This window comes from Thaumasiovibrio clandestinus, assembly GCF_047250365.1.
Taxonomy (GTDB): Bacteria; Pseudomonadota; Gammaproteobacteria; order Enterobacterales; family Vibrionaceae; genus Thaumasiovibrio.
This window is the reverse complement of sequence record NZ_JBLBVL010000012.1, coordinates 67,087-84,049: the sequence shown is the minus strand read 5'-3', so window position 1 is coordinate 84,049 and position 16,963 is coordinate 67,087. Positions and strand designations below refer to the sequence as shown.

Annotated in this window: 18 protein-coding genes; 9 read left to right on the top strand and 9 right to left on the bottom strand. The window is 47.7% G+C overall.

The genetic code is table 11. The features are described 5' to 3' along the window. Window positions 1–30: 30 nt before the first annotated feature. Together ACKLNH_RS15075 and ACKLNH_RS15070 are read right to left on the bottom strand one after the other, a co-directional pair. The gene (locus ACKLNH_RS15075; protein ID WP_413113084.1) at window positions 31–336 is read right to left on the bottom strand and encodes a putative signal transducing protein; all 306 of its coding nucleotides are present in this window, start codon (window positions 334–336) and stop codon (window positions 31–33) included. Window positions 337–395: 59 nt separating this feature from the next. Next, entirely contained in the window at window positions 396–788 is a 393-nt protein-coding gene (locus tag ACKLNH_RS15070) for a DUF4145 domain-containing protein (RefSeq protein WP_413113083.1), read from the bottom strand. A 245-nt stretch (window positions 789–1,033) separates the two neighbouring features. Here ACKLNH_RS15070 and ACKLNH_RS15065 point away from each other — a divergent pair, with 245 nt between their 5' ends. Beyond that, on the top strand, window positions 1,034–1,363 hold the full coding sequence (locus tag ACKLNH_RS15065; RefSeq protein ID WP_413113082.1) for a DUF2500 domain-containing protein: 330 nt from the start codon (window positions 1,034–1,036) through the stop codon (window positions 1,361–1,363). A gap of 1 nt (window position 1,364) precedes the next feature. Here ACKLNH_RS15065 and ACKLNH_RS15060 read toward each other — a convergent pair whose 3' ends face one another. After that, window positions 1,365–2,402, bottom strand: coding sequence for an acyltransferase (locus ACKLNH_RS15060; protein ID WP_413113081.1), 1,038 nt, complete (start codon window positions 2,400–2,402; stop codon window positions 1,365–1,367). Window positions 2,403–2,815: 413 nt separating this feature from the next. On the opposite strand from ACKLNH_RS15060, the gene ACKLNH_RS15055 reads away from it, so the two are divergent. Further along, entirely contained in the window at window positions 2,816–4,411 is a 1,596-nt protein-coding gene (locus ACKLNH_RS15055) for an AbgT family transporter (protein ID WP_413113080.1), read from the top strand. Between the two features lie 76 nt (window positions 4,412–4,487). Here the strand turns inward: ACKLNH_RS15055 and ACKLNH_RS15050 are convergent, their stop codons facing one another. Further along, complete coding sequence (locus tag ACKLNH_RS15050; protein WP_413113079.1) at window positions 4,488–5,705, bottom strand: EAL and HDOD domain-containing protein; 1,218 nt, start codon at window positions 5,703–5,705, stop codon at window positions 4,488–4,490. Between the two features lie 419 nt (window positions 5,706–6,124). On the opposite strand from ACKLNH_RS15050, the gene ACKLNH_RS15045 reads away from it, so the two are divergent. The 4 genes from ACKLNH_RS15045 to ACKLNH_RS15030 all read left to right on the top strand — a co-directional run bounded on the left by ACKLNH_RS15045 (window position 6,125) and on the right by ACKLNH_RS15030 (window position 10,299). Beyond that, window positions 6,125–6,994 carry an alpha/beta fold hydrolase gene (locus ACKLNH_RS15045; RefSeq protein ID WP_413113078.1) on the top strand — a complete coding sequence of 290 codons (870 nt, stop codon included), beginning with the start codon at window positions 6,125–6,127 and terminating at the stop codon, window positions 6,992–6,994. A gap of 85 nt (window positions 6,995–7,079) precedes the next feature. Then, window positions 7,080–7,889 carry a Cof-type HAD-IIB family hydrolase gene (locus tag ACKLNH_RS15040; RefSeq protein WP_413113077.1) on the top strand — a complete coding sequence of 270 codons (810 nt, stop codon included), beginning with the start codon at window positions 7,080–7,082 and terminating at the stop codon, window positions 7,887–7,889. Between the two features lie 202 nt (window positions 7,890–8,091). Next, window positions 8,092–9,630 carry a hypothetical protein gene (locus ACKLNH_RS15035; RefSeq protein ID WP_413113076.1) on the top strand — a complete coding sequence of 513 codons (1,539 nt, stop codon included), beginning with the start codon at window positions 8,092–8,094 and terminating at the stop codon, window positions 9,628–9,630. 63 nt (window positions 9,631–9,693) lie between these two features. Further along, entirely contained in the window at window positions 9,694–10,299 is a 606-nt protein-coding gene (locus ACKLNH_RS15030; RefSeq protein ID WP_413113075.1) for a tRNA-uridine aminocarboxypropyltransferase, read from the top strand. 95 nt (window positions 10,300–10,394) lie between these two features. Here the strand turns inward: ACKLNH_RS15030 and manA are convergent, their stop codons facing one another. From manA to ftnA, 4 genes are all read right to left on the bottom strand, one after another. Next, complete coding sequence (manA, locus tag ACKLNH_RS15025) at window positions 10,395–11,579, bottom strand: mannose-6-phosphate isomerase, class I (RefSeq protein ID WP_413113074.1); 1,185 nt, start codon at window positions 11,577–11,579, stop codon at window positions 10,395–10,397. 210 nt (window positions 11,580–11,789) lie between these two features. Beyond that, a complete protein-coding gene (locus tag ACKLNH_RS15020) occupies window positions 11,790–12,977 on the bottom strand; it encodes a BaiN/RdsA family NAD(P)/FAD-dependent oxidoreductase (RefSeq protein WP_413113073.1) in 1,188 nt (395 codons plus the stop codon). 143 nt (window positions 12,978–13,120) lie between these two features. Further along, window positions 13,121–13,447 carry a universal stress protein UspB gene (uspB, locus tag ACKLNH_RS15015; protein ID WP_413113072.1) on the bottom strand — a complete coding sequence of 109 codons (327 nt, stop codon included), beginning with the start codon at window positions 13,445–13,447 and terminating at the stop codon, window positions 13,121–13,123. 64 nt (window positions 13,448–13,511) lie between these two features. Beyond that, window positions 13,512–14,039, bottom strand: a complete 528-nt coding sequence (gene ftnA, locus ACKLNH_RS15010; protein WP_413113071.1) for a non-heme ferritin — start codon at window positions 14,037–14,039, stop codon at window positions 13,512–13,514. A 246-nt stretch (window positions 14,040–14,285) separates the two neighbouring features. Here ftnA and ACKLNH_RS15005 point away from each other — a divergent pair, with 246 nt between their 5' ends. The 3 genes from ACKLNH_RS15005 to ACKLNH_RS14995 all read left to right on the top strand — a co-directional run bounded on the left by ACKLNH_RS15005 (window position 14,286) and on the right by ACKLNH_RS14995 (window position 16,278). Then, window positions 14,286–14,711 (top strand): universal stress protein, encoded by a 426-nt coding sequence (locus ACKLNH_RS15005; RefSeq protein WP_413113070.1) that lies wholly within the window; start codon window positions 14,286–14,288, stop codon window positions 14,709–14,711. Then, window positions 14,701–15,315, top strand: coding sequence for a GNAT family N-acetyltransferase (locus tag ACKLNH_RS15000; RefSeq protein ID WP_413113069.1), 615 nt, complete (start codon window positions 14,701–14,703; stop codon window positions 15,313–15,315). Before ACKLNH_RS15005 ends, ACKLNH_RS15000 begins: the two co-directional genes overlap by 11 nt. A gap of 75 nt (window positions 15,316–15,390) precedes the next feature. Continuing rightward, complete coding sequence (locus tag ACKLNH_RS14995) at window positions 15,391–16,278, top strand: carboxylate/amino acid/amine transporter (protein WP_413113068.1); 888 nt, start codon at window positions 15,391–15,393, stop codon at window positions 16,276–16,278. Here the strand turns inward: ACKLNH_RS14995 and yigB are convergent. Next, a complete protein-coding gene (yigB, locus tag ACKLNH_RS14990) occupies window positions 16,232–16,960 on the bottom strand; it encodes a 5-amino-6-(5-phospho-D-ribitylamino)uracil phosphatase YigB (protein WP_413113067.1) in 729 nt (242 codons plus the stop codon). The genes ACKLNH_RS14995 and yigB overlap by 47 nt on opposite strands. Window positions 16,961–16,963: the final 3 nt, after the last annotated feature.

Here is a 16,963-nt window from a genome sequence, read left to right as displayed (position 1 = left end):
TTCACCATTTAGTTTGATACAAAACAAGGTTCACTCACTTTGTGGCTGGCCACATTGCCAGCATAGTTCATACTGCCCCTCATTTAACTCTCCGCACTGCGTACAGTACCAATCTGGCTTATCCATTGGCGGCTCAATTAGCAAGCGTGCACGTGCCAGCTGCAGTGGATGTACAAATAAGCGAACTTCACGCACATCCGTGGGTAACTCACCCACAGCGCCTGACAGATCCTCGCCCTCAATACGGCAAGGTATGCCATTGTGCTCGAGTAGTCCTTTCAGAATGTGCGCTTCAATATGTTGCGCGGCGCGATACAAAACAACCCATTCACTCATTTCATCCCCTTCTTATCCGGTGACGACCACCGTCGATAAGGCGAGCACGCCTTGTGCGATCAACACAAAGTCAAAGATACAGTAGAGAGCAGTGCTAAGCTTAGCCTGTCCCAAATGAGGTAGTAGAACAGCGCCGCCGATGCAGTTAGCCCAAAGACCAAAGCGAGAGCTAAACGCCACACGAAGCGGCTACCACGCGGCATTAACATTTTTTCGCACAACTTGCATGTACGGATAAAATCTCCCCGGTTGCTCAACCGATAACCATCTTCATGCACCACTTTATTACGCATCGTTGCAATATAGCGTAACTTAGGAATCAACTCGTGCGGTAAGCGCTCTTCACAACTGGATATTAATTGGTGAAGCCCCTTACCCTCAGCGTGATAATGCTGACGTAGTAATGACTCAATACGTCTTGAACGTTTGATTACTCCATCTATTTCCGCCATCTCACCTCCCTGAGACTACTCTTTGTTGCTGATGAGTCGCTAAGTACATCATCTTCACTTTACCCCGCGTCCAATAAGATGCAAACCCTTCACGGCAATCTTTGATATTTCGAGCTCATGCATGACATAAAATTCGTGCCCCCTCACTGAAAAGTAGCCATAGTTCGGCTGACTTCACACTTTCTTCTTATCGCGTGTTGTCTATCCCTAAATATCGTTACACTTCAGGCATCAAAGGAGGATCTATGCCCGTCAGTTTCATTATGATCATGATTGTTCTCTTTGTTTTTTCCGGCGCCTACCTATGGTTCTCACTGAACCGACACTCATTTGGCTCTGGGGCAAAAGAGCAAGATATTCTAGTTAAAATACTAGATAAACAATGTATTGAAGTCGAGCGCCCATTTCCCGGCGAAGAGAGCGAACGCTTCTGGATCTATGTGCAGCCGGTAAAAGGCGGCCCTAAACGCGAGTTTGAAGTTGGTATCCACTACTATTATGCGGTTAATCCTGGCGATAAAGGAACGCTGACCTACCAGGGCAACCGTTTTTGCCACTTCTCTTTACAACGCTAATTCATGGCACCAACCATGCGATGGCTGGACGACCTGCCAGCCATCGTGTTGCTTGCCACGACAAAAGAACCGCGACGATGGTCCAAAACGGAATCACTAACCAAGCAGGGCCCCAATACAAATCAAACTCTCTCACTGGCCACAGTACCAGTGGATGCAATAGATACACGCCCAAGCTATAGCGGCTTAGTTCACTAGCTCTACGCTTCCAGCTCGCAGATAAACCAGCGTACCCGTGTTGACACACGACAAATACGGCCGCTGCAATCAGAGCGGTATTAATGGTTTTATATGATAACCAACGTCCAACCGTGTATTGCCCTAACGCTAGGCTCGGCATGATGACCATTACGGCTGTCACCATCATCACCCCTCCTCCCACCATTGCCCATGTTCGCCACGACGCAGAAGGGGACTGATACAGCCAATATCCCAATAAGAGATAGCCGCTGTAGAAGAGCATATCATGGCTCCACACGCCGTCTATTTTCAACAAATTCGCACTCACTGCCACTCCCCATAGCAACAGCATGGTTGGCACAATGACTGTGGCTTTGTTTTGGCATAGGTAGCGTAAAAATGGCACGACTAGGTACAACGGAAGAAAGTAATAGAAGAAACCTAAGTGGTAATACGTTTCATGATACGGAAGAGCCTTAATGCGTCCTGCCACTTCTGCAAAATCAAATCCCGTCATTGTCACGCCACTCAATCCGGCATAAAGCAATGACCAACACAAAAAAGGTACTAATACCTTTCCGACACGTCGCTTTAAATAATAGCCCCCATCAAAAGGGCGAGTATCGCTTAAAAATAGCGCACCACTAATCATGATAAACATCGGCACTGCCCAACGACTGCCGCTATTAATGACGATAGCCGTGAGCCATTCGGAGTCGGCAACCATGCCCAATTGATGCCGATAAGGGCCCAGCACATGAATTGTGACCACGGCAATCGCAGCAACTGCACGCATTAAATCAAAATAAGCCACTTTTTCTCTTTGCATTGCTTTTCTTCCTCCGAGCATTTTATGCATGATATACCGACCACCCTACTGACCAACAGTGCCTTGCCAGCGAATAGTACCATTCGCTATCTATTCACATTTTCTGCAAAAATAATCGTTATAATCCTGTTAATAAACAGCAGAAAATATATTACGCAACTGAAAGAGTACAAAAACCCTGCGTTCAAAAGTGCGACGACCTCAGTGAGCAATAAAAATACACTTTAAAAATCATAAACTTATAAAGCCAAGCCTTTAACACTTACACCCACCATTTGGCTATAATTTGATAGCCAAACCATACCAAGCCCATTACAAGCCCAAAACACAATATATACAACAGACACATTTAGACACAATTATATCTTTTTAACAATTTCAAATTTGACGTAATCTCCCGACCTAGTTCCCATTGACGGGATAAAATAAAAATGGAGCAAAACATGCAAACAACTTCATCGATCTCCGTCGATAAGCAGAAGAAAAATCTGTTTACTCGCTTCTTAGACAGCGTCGAATGGCTCGGAAACCTCCTGCCACACCCTATTACACTTTTCGCCATCTTCTGTGTGGCCATCATTCTTGCTTCGGGTGTTGCTGGATATTTTGACTTAGCGGTTGTCGACCCACGCCCTGAAGGCGCCAGCGGTCGTGCAGCAGACGGCATGATTCGCGTCGTCAGCTTAATGAGTGCCGCTGGCCTACAACGCATTGTACAGAGTGTTGTGACTAACTTTACAGGCTTTGCGCCTCTTGGTACCGTACTGGTGGCAATGCTAGGTGTTGCGGTTGCAGAATACTCTGGCCTACTGTCAGCAGGTATGCGTAAACTGGTTATGGGCGCTTCACCTCGCCTTGTCACCTTTACCATTGTCTTCGCTGGTATTATTTCAAACACCGCCTCTGAGCTAGGCTATGTGGTACTTATTCCACTCGCCGCTATGATTTTCCACTCACTGGGTCGCCACCCACTTGCGGGTCTGGCTGCGGCGTTTGCCGGGGTTTCTGGTGGATACTCTGCTAACCTCCTGCTCGGTACTGTTGACCCTCTGTTGTCAGGCATCACTGAAACAGCGGCGCAAATTCTTGACCCTGAATACTTGGTGGGTCCAGAAGTAAACTGGTACTTCATGGCGTTCTCTACCTTCTTTGTTTCACTGGCAGGTACTTACGTTACTGAAAAAATCGTTGAGCCAAAACTGGGTGAATATAACCAAGAAGAAGCATCTGAAGATCTAAGCCTAGACCAAGCAACAGAAGTCACCCCTCTTGAAATCAAAGGCCTTAAAATGGCAGGTGTTGCTGCATTAGCGGTCGCCGCTGTGCTAGCACTGACCATTGTGCCGGAGTGGGGCATTCTACGTCACCCTGAAACTGGTGCCGTTGCGGGCTCACCGTTCTTACGTGGTATCGTTGCATTTATCTTTGTGTTCTTTGCTATCCCTGGCTACGTTTATGGCCGCGTAGTTGGCACCATGAAGACAGACCGTGATGTTATTGACGCAATGTCTAAGTCTATGAGCTCGATGGGCATGTACATTGTTCTGGTTTTCTTTGCGGCACAATTCGTTGCCTTCTTCGCTTGGACAAACTTCGGTCAAATTATCGCGGTGGGCGGTGCAAGCTTTCTTGAAGCGATGGGCATTACAGGTCCAGCACTGTTCTTTGGCTTCATTATTATGTGTGGCATCATCAACCTATCGCTAGGTTCGGCGTCAGCACAATGGGCGATTACTGCACCCGTATTCGTTCCTATGCTAATGCTCGTTGGCTACGCACCAGAAACGATTCAAGCGGCATACCGCATTGGCGACTCAGTCACTAACCTTATTACACCGATGATGAGCTACTTTGGCCTAATCATGGCGGTAGGTACGCGTTATGTTAACCGTCTAGGTATCGGTACGCTGATCGCAACCATGCTACCGTACACCGTCTGCTTTATGGTCGGTTGGAGCATGCTGTTCTACGTATGGGTCTTTGTTCTGGGCATTCCAGTCGGTCCAGGTGCCGCCACCTTCTACACCTTCGGCGGATAAGCCAAATAAAAAACCGGACGCGACGTCCGGTTTTTTTATATCACGCACAGCGCTACTGTGCATTTCTATCATTCTGTTAAGGTACTGGCTGACAATCCTGCACCCAATGCAACGCATCACGATAGGCCTGGCTAACATGTTGCGAAGAGATGTGTAACTGCTGGCAATAGTTATCCACCGAAGTCCAATCAGCTTGTTCATAGGCATCTAACAGGCCCAGCATCATTCCCAACTCTCCCTCTTTTTTAAGCAAGGCTTGCTCCACTGGCATCGACAATGGCAACAACTCAACGAGCTCTTCCAACGATGTATCCAGTAAACAGTCGAGCCGTGAAAACAATCCTGACAAAAAGGCTTGATGCGTTATTTGTTTGTGCCCTTTGGCTAAAGCGAGGTTTTCGCTCATTTTAGCGCGCAGAATTGACTGTAAGTAGAGTTCGCTTGGCTTATTAATCGCTGCGTGCGCTGTCGCCATTAAGCCAACAAATTGTTTAAGCCGCTCCTCTCCGAGGTATATTAACGCCTGCTTAAACGATGTGATCTCTTTTATGGCACGATAACGAACACTCGCATTAACATAACGCAATAACAGATATGACAGCGTTAGATCGCTCGCGATTAAACGCTCAATCGTGTTGAAATCGACACTGCGCTTACACAGCTCTTGTAGAATTTGCAGCGTGTTTAATTGTGTCGCATGAATATGTTTCTGTTTGACCATTTCAGGCTTGCAGAAATAATAACCCTGGAAGAAATGAAAACCAGCCGCCAAGCAGCGCTGAAACTGCTGATGAGTCTCAACTTTCTCGGCTAAAAACTTCAACTTACGCCCCTGATGAGCCGTCACAAATGCACAGGCTTCAACTAAAGACATCTGGCACAGATCCAGCTTAATGATATGCACGTAAGGCAAAAAGCGATACCAGTCCGAACTCGGTACAAAATCATCCAAGGCAATCACATAGCCAAGTTGATGCAGATGGCGAATGGCTTGATAGAGTGAATCGGTAGGTTGGCATGTCTCCAGCACTTCAATCACAACCTGCTCTTTGGGTAGCATGGTTGGGATCAATTGTTCAATGCTCTGCTGAGGAAAGTTAATGAAACAACGTCCATGTGGCACGCTACTCTTATGGCCCCCAGCAAAATAGTTCTCGACAATTAAACGGCAAGTTGCAGTATCCACATCCACATTGGGGAAGGCATTTCTCTCACCGTCGCGAAACAACAGTTCATAGCCTACGGTTTTCTGTTGGCGGTTTAAGATGGGCTGCCTCGCCACGTAAGAGTACATGGATACCTCGTTTTTATACGACTTCAATTGCAACTCTAGCACAAAAAGCAAGACAAGAAATGCCTTGCCTGCCGTACAAGGCAGTTTACCTCTCTTTCCGCAAAAAATTTGTGTTTCCAACCACTTAATGTGACACCTATCGCATAGGCTTTCTGTTTCATTTGCCTAATAGCCACACCGCTCTGGCCACAAGCGTTAAATAAGGCGCGCTCACCCTTCCCCCTAAACACCTCTCTCCTGTAGAGTGATAGCTTGCCCTCGTATTCTCTCCATTAAAACGTGTATTATTCTCTTATTACGTCAATAACCACTGAGCGCTATTTTTTATGGTCGCATTTGCTGACAGGGAATCCACATACCCGCACTTTTTAAACCACCAACTTCGCCCCTTTTGGCAACAAAAGCGCGAAGGGCATTTTATGGGTAAACATAACCTTCCTCTTTATTGGATGAGCTTTACCCATCACAAAGCCCAAGGTGTCGTGGTGGTACTTAATGGCCGCGTTGAAACCTGTTGGAAGTATCAAGAGATCTGTTATGACCTGTTCCAACAAGGTTATGATGTCTATACCTTTGATCATCGCGGGCAAGGGCACTCTCCTCGCTTAAGCGAAAAGGCAGATTTAGGCCATATTGATTGCTTTGATTACTTTGTTGATGATGCACACACCTTTCTCCGCACCATTGTTAAGCCAGCACGTTACCAACACTCCCATTTACTTGCCCATTCAATGGGAGGCACCATCGCTACCTTATTATTGACTCAGCACGCCTTTACCAGTGCTGCCCTCTGTGCTCCCATGTATGGCATTGCTCTCTCTCCGATAATGAAGCGCATTGCTCGGCCATGCTTACAGCTGCTCGACTGGTGGAAGGGCGAACCCGGTTTCGCCCCTAAACAAGGCCCCTACATCAACAAACCGTTTGAGAACAATGTGCTCACACACAGTGAAACTCGCTATCGCTGGTTTAGACAGCTCTACCAATCTCATCCTCAGCTACGTTTGGGTGGCGCAAGTCGACAATGGGTGATTCAGGCCACGAAAGCCGCTCAGCAATGTCGCAAAATTAAGCCCCCACTGGGCACCCCTCTACTCATTCTACAAGCAGACAAAGAGGCCATTGTTGACAATGAAATACAAATACAAGTCGCTAAACAGCTCGATGCTAAATTAACGGCTGTCGCGAATGCAAAACACGAAATTTTATTTGAGTCCGACCCTATTCGTACTGCGGCTCTCAATGAAATTTTTGCCTTCTTTAAAAAAGCGGAACAAAGCAACGACTGATTTAACCCTTTTTTATCCCCATTTCCAGCGTATGATGGAAGCATCATTGGATGTGTCATTCGGCACAGTAGCAAAAAGGTAGCCTATGTATAAAATCATTGCATCGGATCTAGATGGCACATTACTCACACCTGAGCATGAAATCGCCCCCTACTCCCGTGAAATTTTGTGCCAACTTCATGAGCGCGGTGAACACTTTGTCTTTGCCACTGGTCGTCACCACCTTGATGTGGCACGTATCCGAGAGAACGTTGGCATCCCAGCCTACATGATCACCTCTAACGGCGCTCGCGTTCATGACGCCAACGATAATTTGATTTTCGCCGCCAATGTGGATGCCGAGATCGTTGTGTCACTGATTGAAATGGTAAAAGACGACCCCAACCTGCTCATCCATCTTTACCAAGGTGATAAATGGCTGATTAGCAAAGAGAGTGAAGAACTTCGTACTTATCATAAAGAGAGTGGTTTTAGCTACGAGCTATTTGACATAAATACCCCGCCGACCAATGACATTGCAAAAATATTTATTACCTACCCGGATCACGAATACTTAGCAACATATGAATCCCGTTTTAACGCAGCCTTCACGGATCAAGCCAGCATTGCCTTCTCTACCCCTTGGTGCCTTGAAGTAATGGGCCAAGGCGTCTCAAAAGGGGCGGCATTGGACGCGGTTGCGGCACTAAAAGGCTACACTCTCAAAGACTGTATCGCCTTCGGTGATGGCATGAACGATAAAGAGATGCTTGAAATGGCAGGAAAAGGGCTGATCATGGGCACGGCGCATGACAAACTCAAACAAGCCCTACCCACCTTGGATGTTATTGGCAGCAACCGTGAAGAAGCAGTCGCACATTATCTCAATACGCACCTATTTGACATCACGCCTTAATCATTTACACAAGGTCAGTGTATTCACGCGCAATACACTGACCAAGAAGACTCTCACAACTTTCGAAGTCACTCGCAAACTCCACCTCCTACAACGCCCACCTCTCGGTTTTCTCTTTTAGGTACGCGATACTCTCCACCGACAAATAACCTAAGCTTGTCGCGCAGACACAGCACATCTCATACGGCGGAAAGGGGAAATCATGCGTATTCATCAAACAACACTTCTTGCCTCCTTTTTTGCCCTTGTAAGCTACAGTTCGTGGGTGTTGCCATCATCAACTCACTCCGACACCGTAGCAACAGCGCAGAATCTAAGTAATTACTACCCCAATCAACCATTTAATTTACAGGGCCAGATTTTAGACCATCAAACCCATTACACTCTGATCCCTTGTGGAGCACAGCAAGGGTATGAGCTTAATCTCAACCAGTCTCCTAACGCTAAACAGATGGTGTCCGCCGTCTCTCTAGCTGCGCCGATCTACGCAGACATGACAGGGTACTTAATCCCGGCATCGACACCATCAACCACCTCGCGTGCACAATTGGTGGTCGAGCATATCAACCAGTTACACACCAGTGTGAATAGTTGCGCCCAACCTCAGCCCGCAACCAAAATCGTTGCTCATCAAGGTGACTGGCACATTACCCTTGGCAAGGGGCAGTTAACACGACATCAGACCGGGCATCCCAATCAGTCGTTTGCGTTGCAGGGGTTCGAACAGCAAGCCAACACTCGCCGTTACCTCAGTTCGCACTACACCATCCACCTACAACAAGCGTCCTGTCATACCGAGACCAGTCGCACCCTATATGGCTGGCGTGCCACAGTCACAAACACACACAATGGCGAGCAGCAATACGGTTGTGCTAGCGTATCTACGCCGAGCTCCCTCGCTAGTTGGGAGGGGCACTATTTAAGCCAAGACTTAAATTTACAGCTGACAACAACATTAACACTGAATGCAGACTACAGCGCGACGACAACCCATCATCATGCAGCTGATAACAGCTTGATTGTCGAACACGGGTTCTGGCAACCCTTTGGTATGGACACCGCTCACGTCGTCATGACTCATGATGAAAATAAACAGCAAATTAGCGAACGTCTATATAAGAGAAAAGGCTATCAACTTAATAGCCATGAAGAGGTCATCAATCAACAGCGATACGCCCTCGGACCAAACGGCATTCGCCTCGATCTAATGACGGGCCCACTCCATACCACTACAGAAAAGCAAGCCCCACCTCGACACGCGCCTCAGCGTGGCGATATCACGGCAGTCGCAGAAAAAAATTCTGAAGTCGAAGCGCTTTTGCGTCGCTACCTCATCGTACACAAAACCACACTGCCAGAAGTGAACTACCAATGGCTCACCTATGACTTAAACCAAGATGGACACCCTGAGCTACTGATTATGCTGGACTGGTGCCAACAGCAAGGCTGCACTCTACTCGTGTTTGAAGGTCTGTCGCAAGGATGGCGATTTAACAGCCGTATCACTGACATATCTGCGCCCTTTGGCGTCGCAATAAACCCTGAGCACCATTGGCTCGATCTGCTGACTAAAGCAACGACAAGACCGGAGTCACCTATCTATCAAGTGAGTTTTGGTATCACAGGCTACCCTTATCGCCCAACGCAACAGCTCGCACAGATATCGAAAGAAGCAACATTGGCCACGCTATTTAGCCATGGTTTTTCAGCTGACGCGCATCATCGCTTGTCACTGAGATAGCAATCCAGCCAGAGGCACGTTATCATTTTGCGGCATTCACCAACTGCCAGCGGAGTCAATGTCGTGCCTCTACCGTGCCCTCGATGTGGGTTTACTTATCACTGCCTATGCGAGGTTATTCCAAACCTGCAAGCGCAATCCCATTTTGTATTATTACAACATAGCCGTGAAAGTAACAAAGCCACGAATACTGGCAGATTACTGCAACAAACCTTGCCTCATTGTCGCGTTGAAATGTGGTCTCGCACCACGCCGCCGTCATCGCTACTGCGCCAATTGCAAGACCCCGCCTACACACCATGGCTGGTTTTTCCTGCAGACGAACAGCACCCTGCTAGTCATTACTCAGCAATGCCTAACACGATACCTCTGTTTGTAATTATTGATGCGACTTGGCAAGAAGCACGGAAGATTGTCCGCAAAAGCCCATGGCTGCAAAGCTTACCCCGTTTGCAAATCCACCTTGACACCCCCTCTCGCTATCAATTGCGTCGCAACCAGCAGTCAGGGTATTTATGTACTTGCGAGATAGGCGCCGCGATCCTTGCCATGCAGGGAAATTACGATGACAGTAAACGGATACTCGCTTACTTTGAGCAATTTCAACAAGTCTATTTGGCAGAGCGAGAGCATCAGCCATTGGCTGCCTTTAAACGCCCGAAAGCATAAGCACACTCAGCCAAGGCTAACATCGATGCGTTTACGCTAAGAATCAAAAAAGCCACTTCTTCTTGAAGTGGCTTTTGCTATCGAACACGTCGCAATTAATTATACGCGCGCGCGTAGCGTCCCGTGCTGGTCGCTGAATAACGCCCTGTCGCAGCAGGAACAAAAGCGGACTCGCCCTTTTGCAAACAGAGTACGGTCTCACCACAAGTTAAGGTTAATGGCGCATCAACCGCAAGCACGATCTCTGCACTGCTGACCTCAAGCTGATGCTCACCTTGGTAAAAGCTTATCTTAAAGTCGTCAACCGGAACAGGGAAATGCTCGATGCCGGCTTCAACTACAGGTTGTGTTAATAAGCTGTCTGCAGGCATTGACTCAAAACGCGTGCACGCCACCAGCTCTTCGACATCCATATACTTCGGGGTTAGTCCAGCACGAAGTACGTTATCTGAGTTCGCCATAATCTCCAGCGCTGTCCCTTTGATATAAGCATGTGGTGTACAGGCATCAAGAAACATTGCTTCGCCAGGCTGTAAGGTTAAAACATTCAGCATCAGCGGTGCAAAAAGACCAATATCGCCAGGGTACTGTTGCTCCAAGTCAACCAACAGGGCAAATAACGGCTGCGCCTGCTGGACCTTAGCATAGGCCATCAACGCCGCTACCGCAGCATCTTTACGCTCACCGCTTAACGATAGCATCGCATGAAAAAACGCCTGCAGCGCTTGACCATCACCGCCCGCTTTCAACGCCGCGACTAAGTCTGCAATAGCACTCACTGCCACTTGTTCAAACAGCGCCACCATTTCATCCAGCTCTCGAAAGCCATTCATCGCTTGATACGACGTCAACGCATAGACAAGCTCGGGCTTATGGTTAGGATCTTTGTAATTGCGGTTTGCCGCCGATAACGCAACGCTGGCCGCTTCTTCTCTGGCATAACCAGCTTCCGCTTGTGCTTTGCTAGGGTGTACTTGAATCGATAACGCTTTTTCGGCTGCTAGCACCTTAAACAGATAAGGCAATTCACCATACGTAGCTTGCGTCTTTCCCCCAATCATCTTCTCTGGCGCTTGTGCGACCAGCTCGGCCAAAGAAACCCGTTCTCCATCCACCTCAACCTGCGAGCAGCCATTTGGGTGGGCACCCATCCAAATTTCTGCTTGCGGCTTCTGTGTTGCGTTCTCAATACCAAACAGCGTATTGATTGATGTTTTACTTCCCCATGCATAATCCTGAATCACGTTATGCATTTTATAAAAAGGAACGGGTTGGGTCATCTGTCTCACCTGATATCTTTAAGGACTTTGCTCTGCTTTTTATCCGACATAAATGCGGTCATCTGGTGCGAATTGTACGCCAAACACCCATATTTTTCATCGCCAACGACCAGCACTTATGTATGCATCACCTGCATTTACGTATGATCGATAAGAGCCTGACATACTGACAGGCTCTTATCGTCTTACCTCTATTGTTTCGACTCAGATCTAAACATACTGCCCGGCAGCGAAGCCACTGCTCCAACACCATTGGAAATTGTAGCCGCCCAACCAACCCGCTACATCCAGCACTTCGCCAATAAAGAACAGCCCAGGCACAGATTTACACTCTAAGGTTTTTGAAGAGATCGCATCAGTATCGACGCCTCCCATTGTTACCTCTGCGGTACGGTAACCTTCGGTTCCATTCGGACGTATCTGCCACTGATGAAGGCGCTCTGCCACTTCCGTTAGCTGTTTTGGCGTGAGCTGTTTAAGCGGTTTATCATCCACATCACCTCGCGCTATCAGTGCTTCCACTAAACGTTTTGGCAACAAGCGCGCCAATGAGTTCTTCAAACTTTGGTTTGGGTGTTTTTCTCGCATCTCACCTAGCACCTTTGCCACATCCTGATCTGGGACTAAATCAAAGGTTACTGCTTGTCCTGGTTGCCAATAAGACGAGACCTGCAACACCACCGGCCCCGACAAACCACGGTGGGTAAAGAGCAACGCTTCTGAGAAGCTGGTACCGTCTTCTGTTTCTGCTCGCACAGGGATCGCGATACCTGACAGAGGTTCAAAGTTTGCTTTATCTTGAGTATGTAACGTAAACGGCACTAATCCGGCGCAGGTCGGGACGCGTGATAGGTCAAACTGCTCCGCGATTTGATAGCCCAGTGGCGTTGCGCCCAGTTTCGGCATCGATAGCCCTCCGGTTGCCACCACCAAAGATTGGCACTCAACAGTTTGGGTATTGATGCGTAAGCTAAAACCATTTTCTGTTTTCTTAATCTCAGACACGTCACATTGATAACGCTGCTCGACGGTCGGCCGGTCACATTCTCGTAGCAGCATAGCGACAATCTGTTTCGCTGAATCTAAACAAAACAGCTGACCATGTTCGCGCTCTTCGTATGCGATACCATGCTCAGCGACCATGCCGATAAAGTCCCAGTTGGTGTATTGCGACAAAGCTGATTTAACAAAGTGGGGGTTGCGGCACACATAATTCGCGGCACTCACGTCGTAATTCGTAAAATTACATTTTCCACCACCCGAAATTAGGATTTTCCGACCCGGTTTTTTGCCATGGTCCACCAAGAGAACTGAGCGCCCACGTTGACCTGCTTGAGCTGCGCACATCAACCCTGCCGCCCCCGCCCCAATGATCACTACATCCACTTGCTTTGTCATTTACCCTGCCCTGCTCTTTTCATAAAAAAAAGGATGCCGCTAAATGGCATCCTTTTACATCTTCAGTGCTATTCTACCCCAAGCACGACCAGTACCCAAGCCTCTCAGCGCATTACGCTACTCTGTGGGAGATGGCGTTCCCATTATAGTCCCAAAAAAATGGCGACAAAAAACAGCAACACCCACACACTTGCTATAACGAAAAGCTTACGTACCTTGTCGCACTTAGCAATAAACACCTCATCATGATGATTGTCATATCGATGACTACGAATATAGTGAAATAGTCGAATCTGCTTTTGCACATTTCCCTGTGATGAAAAGAAACCACGTCCATCCACCTGCTGATACAGCAGGGGATCACAATCCCGCATCACCACCAGCAAGGTACGAAGCGTACTGATATATCGGGAAACGTTCACGGCAGCCACTATAAATACTGCCAGAATCAGTGCATCGCTACTGACCATACTCACCCCCAAAACAATGGTTCACTGTATTGACCGGCAAGCGACTACTTGATTAATTCGAGTCCTACGCTACCGGTGTGTCCATTATTGACTGAGATCCTTTTCGGGCCATCTCAGCAAGATCTTTATCAATAAAGAACAAGGCTTTACCATCTTCGCCTACTAACTCAATTTTATCTAAGACCCCCTTAAATAGTTTCTCTTCTTCATGCTGCTCTGCGACATACCACTGCAAGAAATTAAACGTTGAGTAGTCCTGTGTTGTAAACGCCGCATGAGCTAATGCATTGATTTTTTGAGTGATCATCTGCTCATGTTCATACGTTTCTCGAAACACATCCCCCAATGAGGCATAGCGGTATTGCGGGGCTTCAATCGCACCAACAATTGGCATTGCGCCCGCTTCGCTAACATACGTGAAGAGACGCTGCATATGCTCCATCTCCTCAGCTGCATGTCGACGTAAAAACAGCGCTGCGCCCTCAAATCCTTTGTCTTCACACCAAGCACTCATTTGCAAGTAAAGGTTCGAAGAAAAGAACTCCAAATTTACCTGCTCGTTGAGCTTATCTACCATTGCCTGCGTTAACATTTTGTTACTCCCTATAATCAGTGTAATCAAGCAACTGCGATTCTGCATAATTTATGCACACTGCAAATCACTCTCAACTGTATCACAAGCGCGAAACACCACAGAAACAATGGCGCATCATTCCGTGCGCGTGTTCAAATCTTCTTAACTGTAAACCGACAACAGAAAAAAGTGAGACTATATATACAGAATTAGCCTCATCTCAGTGCTATTCTCAATAAAGGTGATACTCAGGAGGGAAACAACATGAGCTATAAACACATTCTCGTCGCGGTCGATCTCACAGCTGACAGTCAACTGTTACTTGAAAAAGCGGAGAAACTGGCCAAAGCGTTAGATGCCAAGCTCTCCTTAATCCATATCGATATTAGTTATGCCGAACTCTATACTGGCTTAATTGATATTAATCTCGCCAATGCTCAACAGCGCTTGGCAGACGATGCACATCAAAAGCTTAAGGCACTTGAGCAACGGATCGACTACCCCATTCATCAAAGCTTGGTTGGTGCTGGCGATCTTAGCGATGAAATCTGCGAAGCCATTCAAGAGCAAGATATTGATTTGGTCGTATGTGGTCACCATCAGGATTTTTGGAGTAAGATTCTCTCTTCAGCAAAACAACTTATCAATGTCACCCCGGTCGATCTCCTAATGGTGCCGCTTGATAACTAAGCAACACCCCATACTCGTTAACCGCATCAACACCAAGGCGTTACTCAACCAACTCTGTGACGCCTTTTCTGACGACCCTTTCTTTGCCATGCTCTCAGATCAACCCGAACAGCGTTATCAAGGTTGCTGCTTAGTGGGAAAGATGATTCTCAATGACTCTCGTCATCGTCGTACTGTCTTGGCTAACTCAGTGGCATTAGACAGTCTGGCCTTATGGCAAGACTTAACCCAGCCACGCCGCTCCTCTCGCTTAATCGATGAATGGCTCAATCTCTGCTGGGTGTTCTCTGGGTGCCTGCCAGCATTGCGCTCAGTACAACATCAACTACAACGCATGAACCACAACATCCACGAGATGCAAAAGGAAGCAGACCTCTACCTATCTCTACTGTACGTTGATAAGACATTACGCGGCCAAGGGGTCGCGCGCACCTTATTGACCCCTCTGCTACAGCGTTGCGACCAACAGCAACATATATGTGGTGTCGACACCTTCAATCCCGTCAACATTTCGCTCTATCAACACTTTGGTTTTGAACTTTATCGCCAAACTGCGATTAACGATACCGTGACAAACTACTGTCTACTGCGCAGACCACAATAATTACCCGGCAATACAGCAAGGCACAGGATTGAATAATGATACACTGTCGTCTTTAAAGCAGGTGAGGTAAACAACGTGGGATATCTGTCAGCAATTACCCTGTTATGGGCATTTTCATTTAGTTTAATCGGGGTGTACCTGGCTGGGCAGGTCGACTCATGGTTTTCAGTTCTAACCCGTGTCACTCTCGCGTTAATGGTCTTTATTCCACTCACTCAATGGCGAGGCATTGAACGCCGTTTAGCACTGCCTTTAATGCTGCTTGGCGGCATTCAACTCGGCGTAATGTACGGCTTTTACTACCAGTCCTTCTTATACCTCAGCGTACCCGAGGTTTTGCTATTTACTATCTTCACGCCGCTATACGTCACCTTGATCTATGACCTATTACAAGGGCGCTTTTCTCCTTGGTATCTTTCTAGCGCCGTAATGGCTGTACTTGGCACCGCCATCATTCAATATGCCAGCATCAGCGAGCAGTTCTGGCGTGGCTTTTTCATTGTTCAGGGTGCCAATGTCTGCTTTGCACTTGGGCAGGTTGGCTACAAGCACTTAATTGAACGCACTCAACCTACACAGCCGCAACACCGCCTATTCGGCTGGTTTTATCTCGGTGCGCTTTGCTTTGCCTTACCGGCATTTATGCTCAAAGGCAACATCCATGCCTTACCGACCACCCTGACACAATGGGGGGTTCTCATATACCTTGGTACGATTGCATCTGGCGTGGGCTATTTTATCTGGAATAAAGGCGCCACGCAGGTCAATGCTGGGCTGCTAGCGGTAATGAACAATGCACTAGTGCCTTGCGGGCTGATCGTGAATATTGTGATTTGGAATCGCGAAGCCGACTTAGTTAAACTCATCATCGGCTCGGCTGTGATTGGGTTTTCAGTATGGTGGAATGAACGCTGGGTTAAGCGGAAGTTGGCAGCAAAGGTAACAACTGCGACAACGCCGTAATTTCTAAATCCGGCAAGGCCAAGCCTTCAGAACGTAAGCGCATACGGCGATGGTGTAAATTGATCCAACATGCCATCGCCCCGGCCTTTTTTGCACCAGCGACATCACTGTCGAGGTGATCGCCAACATGCAGCAATCCTCCCATGTCAATACCAAGCCGCTCTGTCGCCAAGACAAAGAGATCGCTGGCTGGCTTAGCGGCACCATTGACACCACCATGTAGGGCAAACTCAAAATACTGATCAATACCAATTTGGGCAATATCAGCGTTACCATTGGTAATCGCCACCAACGGGTAATGGGCCGCTAACTGCTTTAACACCTGATGGGTTTCATGTGGAACATCAATTTGATTTCGCATAACAGCCACTAAGGCCATCCCTTCTTGCGCAGCCTGCGCCACCGCCACCGTAGAAACGCCAAGTTGCTTAAGCATAACAACAATCGTCTCGCGTCGCAGCGCCGCTAAATCCTCACTTAACTCAGGGTAGGCGCGGGCGATCTGCTGTTTCAATTGCTGCCACTGCATTGCACTAACATGCTGCGTGATCGGGAAGCGTTGATACAACCACTGCATCAGCTCTGTTTCCAACCGAGCAATCACCGGGGCATTGTCATATAAGGTATCATCAAGATCGAAGCTGATCGCCTTAATGGGCTTTGGGCGACGATAAAACTGCATGAT

Bases quoted from the DNA above. Each gene is read 5' to 3' on its own strand.
- ACKLNH_RS15075 (WP_413113084.1), bottom strand. From the start codon at position 336: ATGAGTGAATGGGTTGTTTTGTATCGCGCCGCGCAACATATTGAAGCG.
- ACKLNH_RS15070 (WP_413113083.1), bottom strand. From the start codon at position 788: ATGGCGGAAATAGATGGAGTAATCAAACGTTCAAGACGTATTGAGTCA.
- ACKLNH_RS15065 (WP_413113082.1), top strand. From the start codon at position 1,034: ATGCCCGTCAGTTTCATTATGATCATGATTGTTCTCTTTGTTTTTTCC.
- ACKLNH_RS15060 (WP_413113081.1), bottom strand. From the start codon at position 2,402: ATGCATAAAATGCTCGGAGGAAGAAAAGCAATGCAAAGAGAAAAAGTG.
- ACKLNH_RS15055 (WP_413113080.1), top strand. From the start codon at position 2,816: ATGCAAACAACTTCATCGATCTCCGTCGATAAGCAGAAGAAAAATCTG.
- ACKLNH_RS15050 (WP_413113079.1), bottom strand. From the start codon at position 5,705: ATGTACTCTTACGTGGCGAGGCAGCCCATCTTAAACCGCCAACAGAAA.
- ACKLNH_RS15045 (WP_413113078.1), top strand. From the start codon at position 6,125: ATGGGTAAACATAACCTTCCTCTTTATTGGATGAGCTTTACCCATCAC.
- ACKLNH_RS15040 (WP_413113077.1), top strand. From the start codon at position 7,080: ATGTATAAAATCATTGCATCGGATCTAGATGGCACATTACTCACACCT.
- ACKLNH_RS15035 (WP_413113076.1), top strand. From the start codon at position 8,092: ATGCGTATTCATCAAACAACACTTCTTGCCTCCTTTTTTGCCCTTGTA.
- manA (WP_413113074.1), bottom strand. From the start codon at position 11,579: ATGACCCAACCCGTTCCTTTTTATAAAATGCATAACGTGATTCAGGAT.
- ACKLNH_RS15020 (WP_413113073.1), bottom strand. From the start codon at position 12,977: ATGACAAAGCAAGTGGATGTAGTGATCATTGGGGCGGGGGCGGCAGGG.
- uspB (WP_413113072.1), bottom strand. From the start codon at position 13,447: ATGGTCAGTAGCGATGCACTGATTCTGGCAGTATTTATAGTGGCTGCC.
- ftnA (WP_413113071.1), bottom strand. From the start codon at position 14,039: ATGTTAACGCAGGCAATGGTAGATAAGCTCAACGAGCAGGTAAATTTG.
- ACKLNH_RS15005 (WP_413113070.1), top strand. From the start codon at position 14,286: ATGAGCTATAAACACATTCTCGTCGCGGTCGATCTCACAGCTGACAGT.
- yigB (WP_413113067.1), bottom strand. From the start codon at position 16,960: ATGCAGTTTTATCGTCGCCCAAAGCCCATTAAGGCGATCAGCTTCGAT.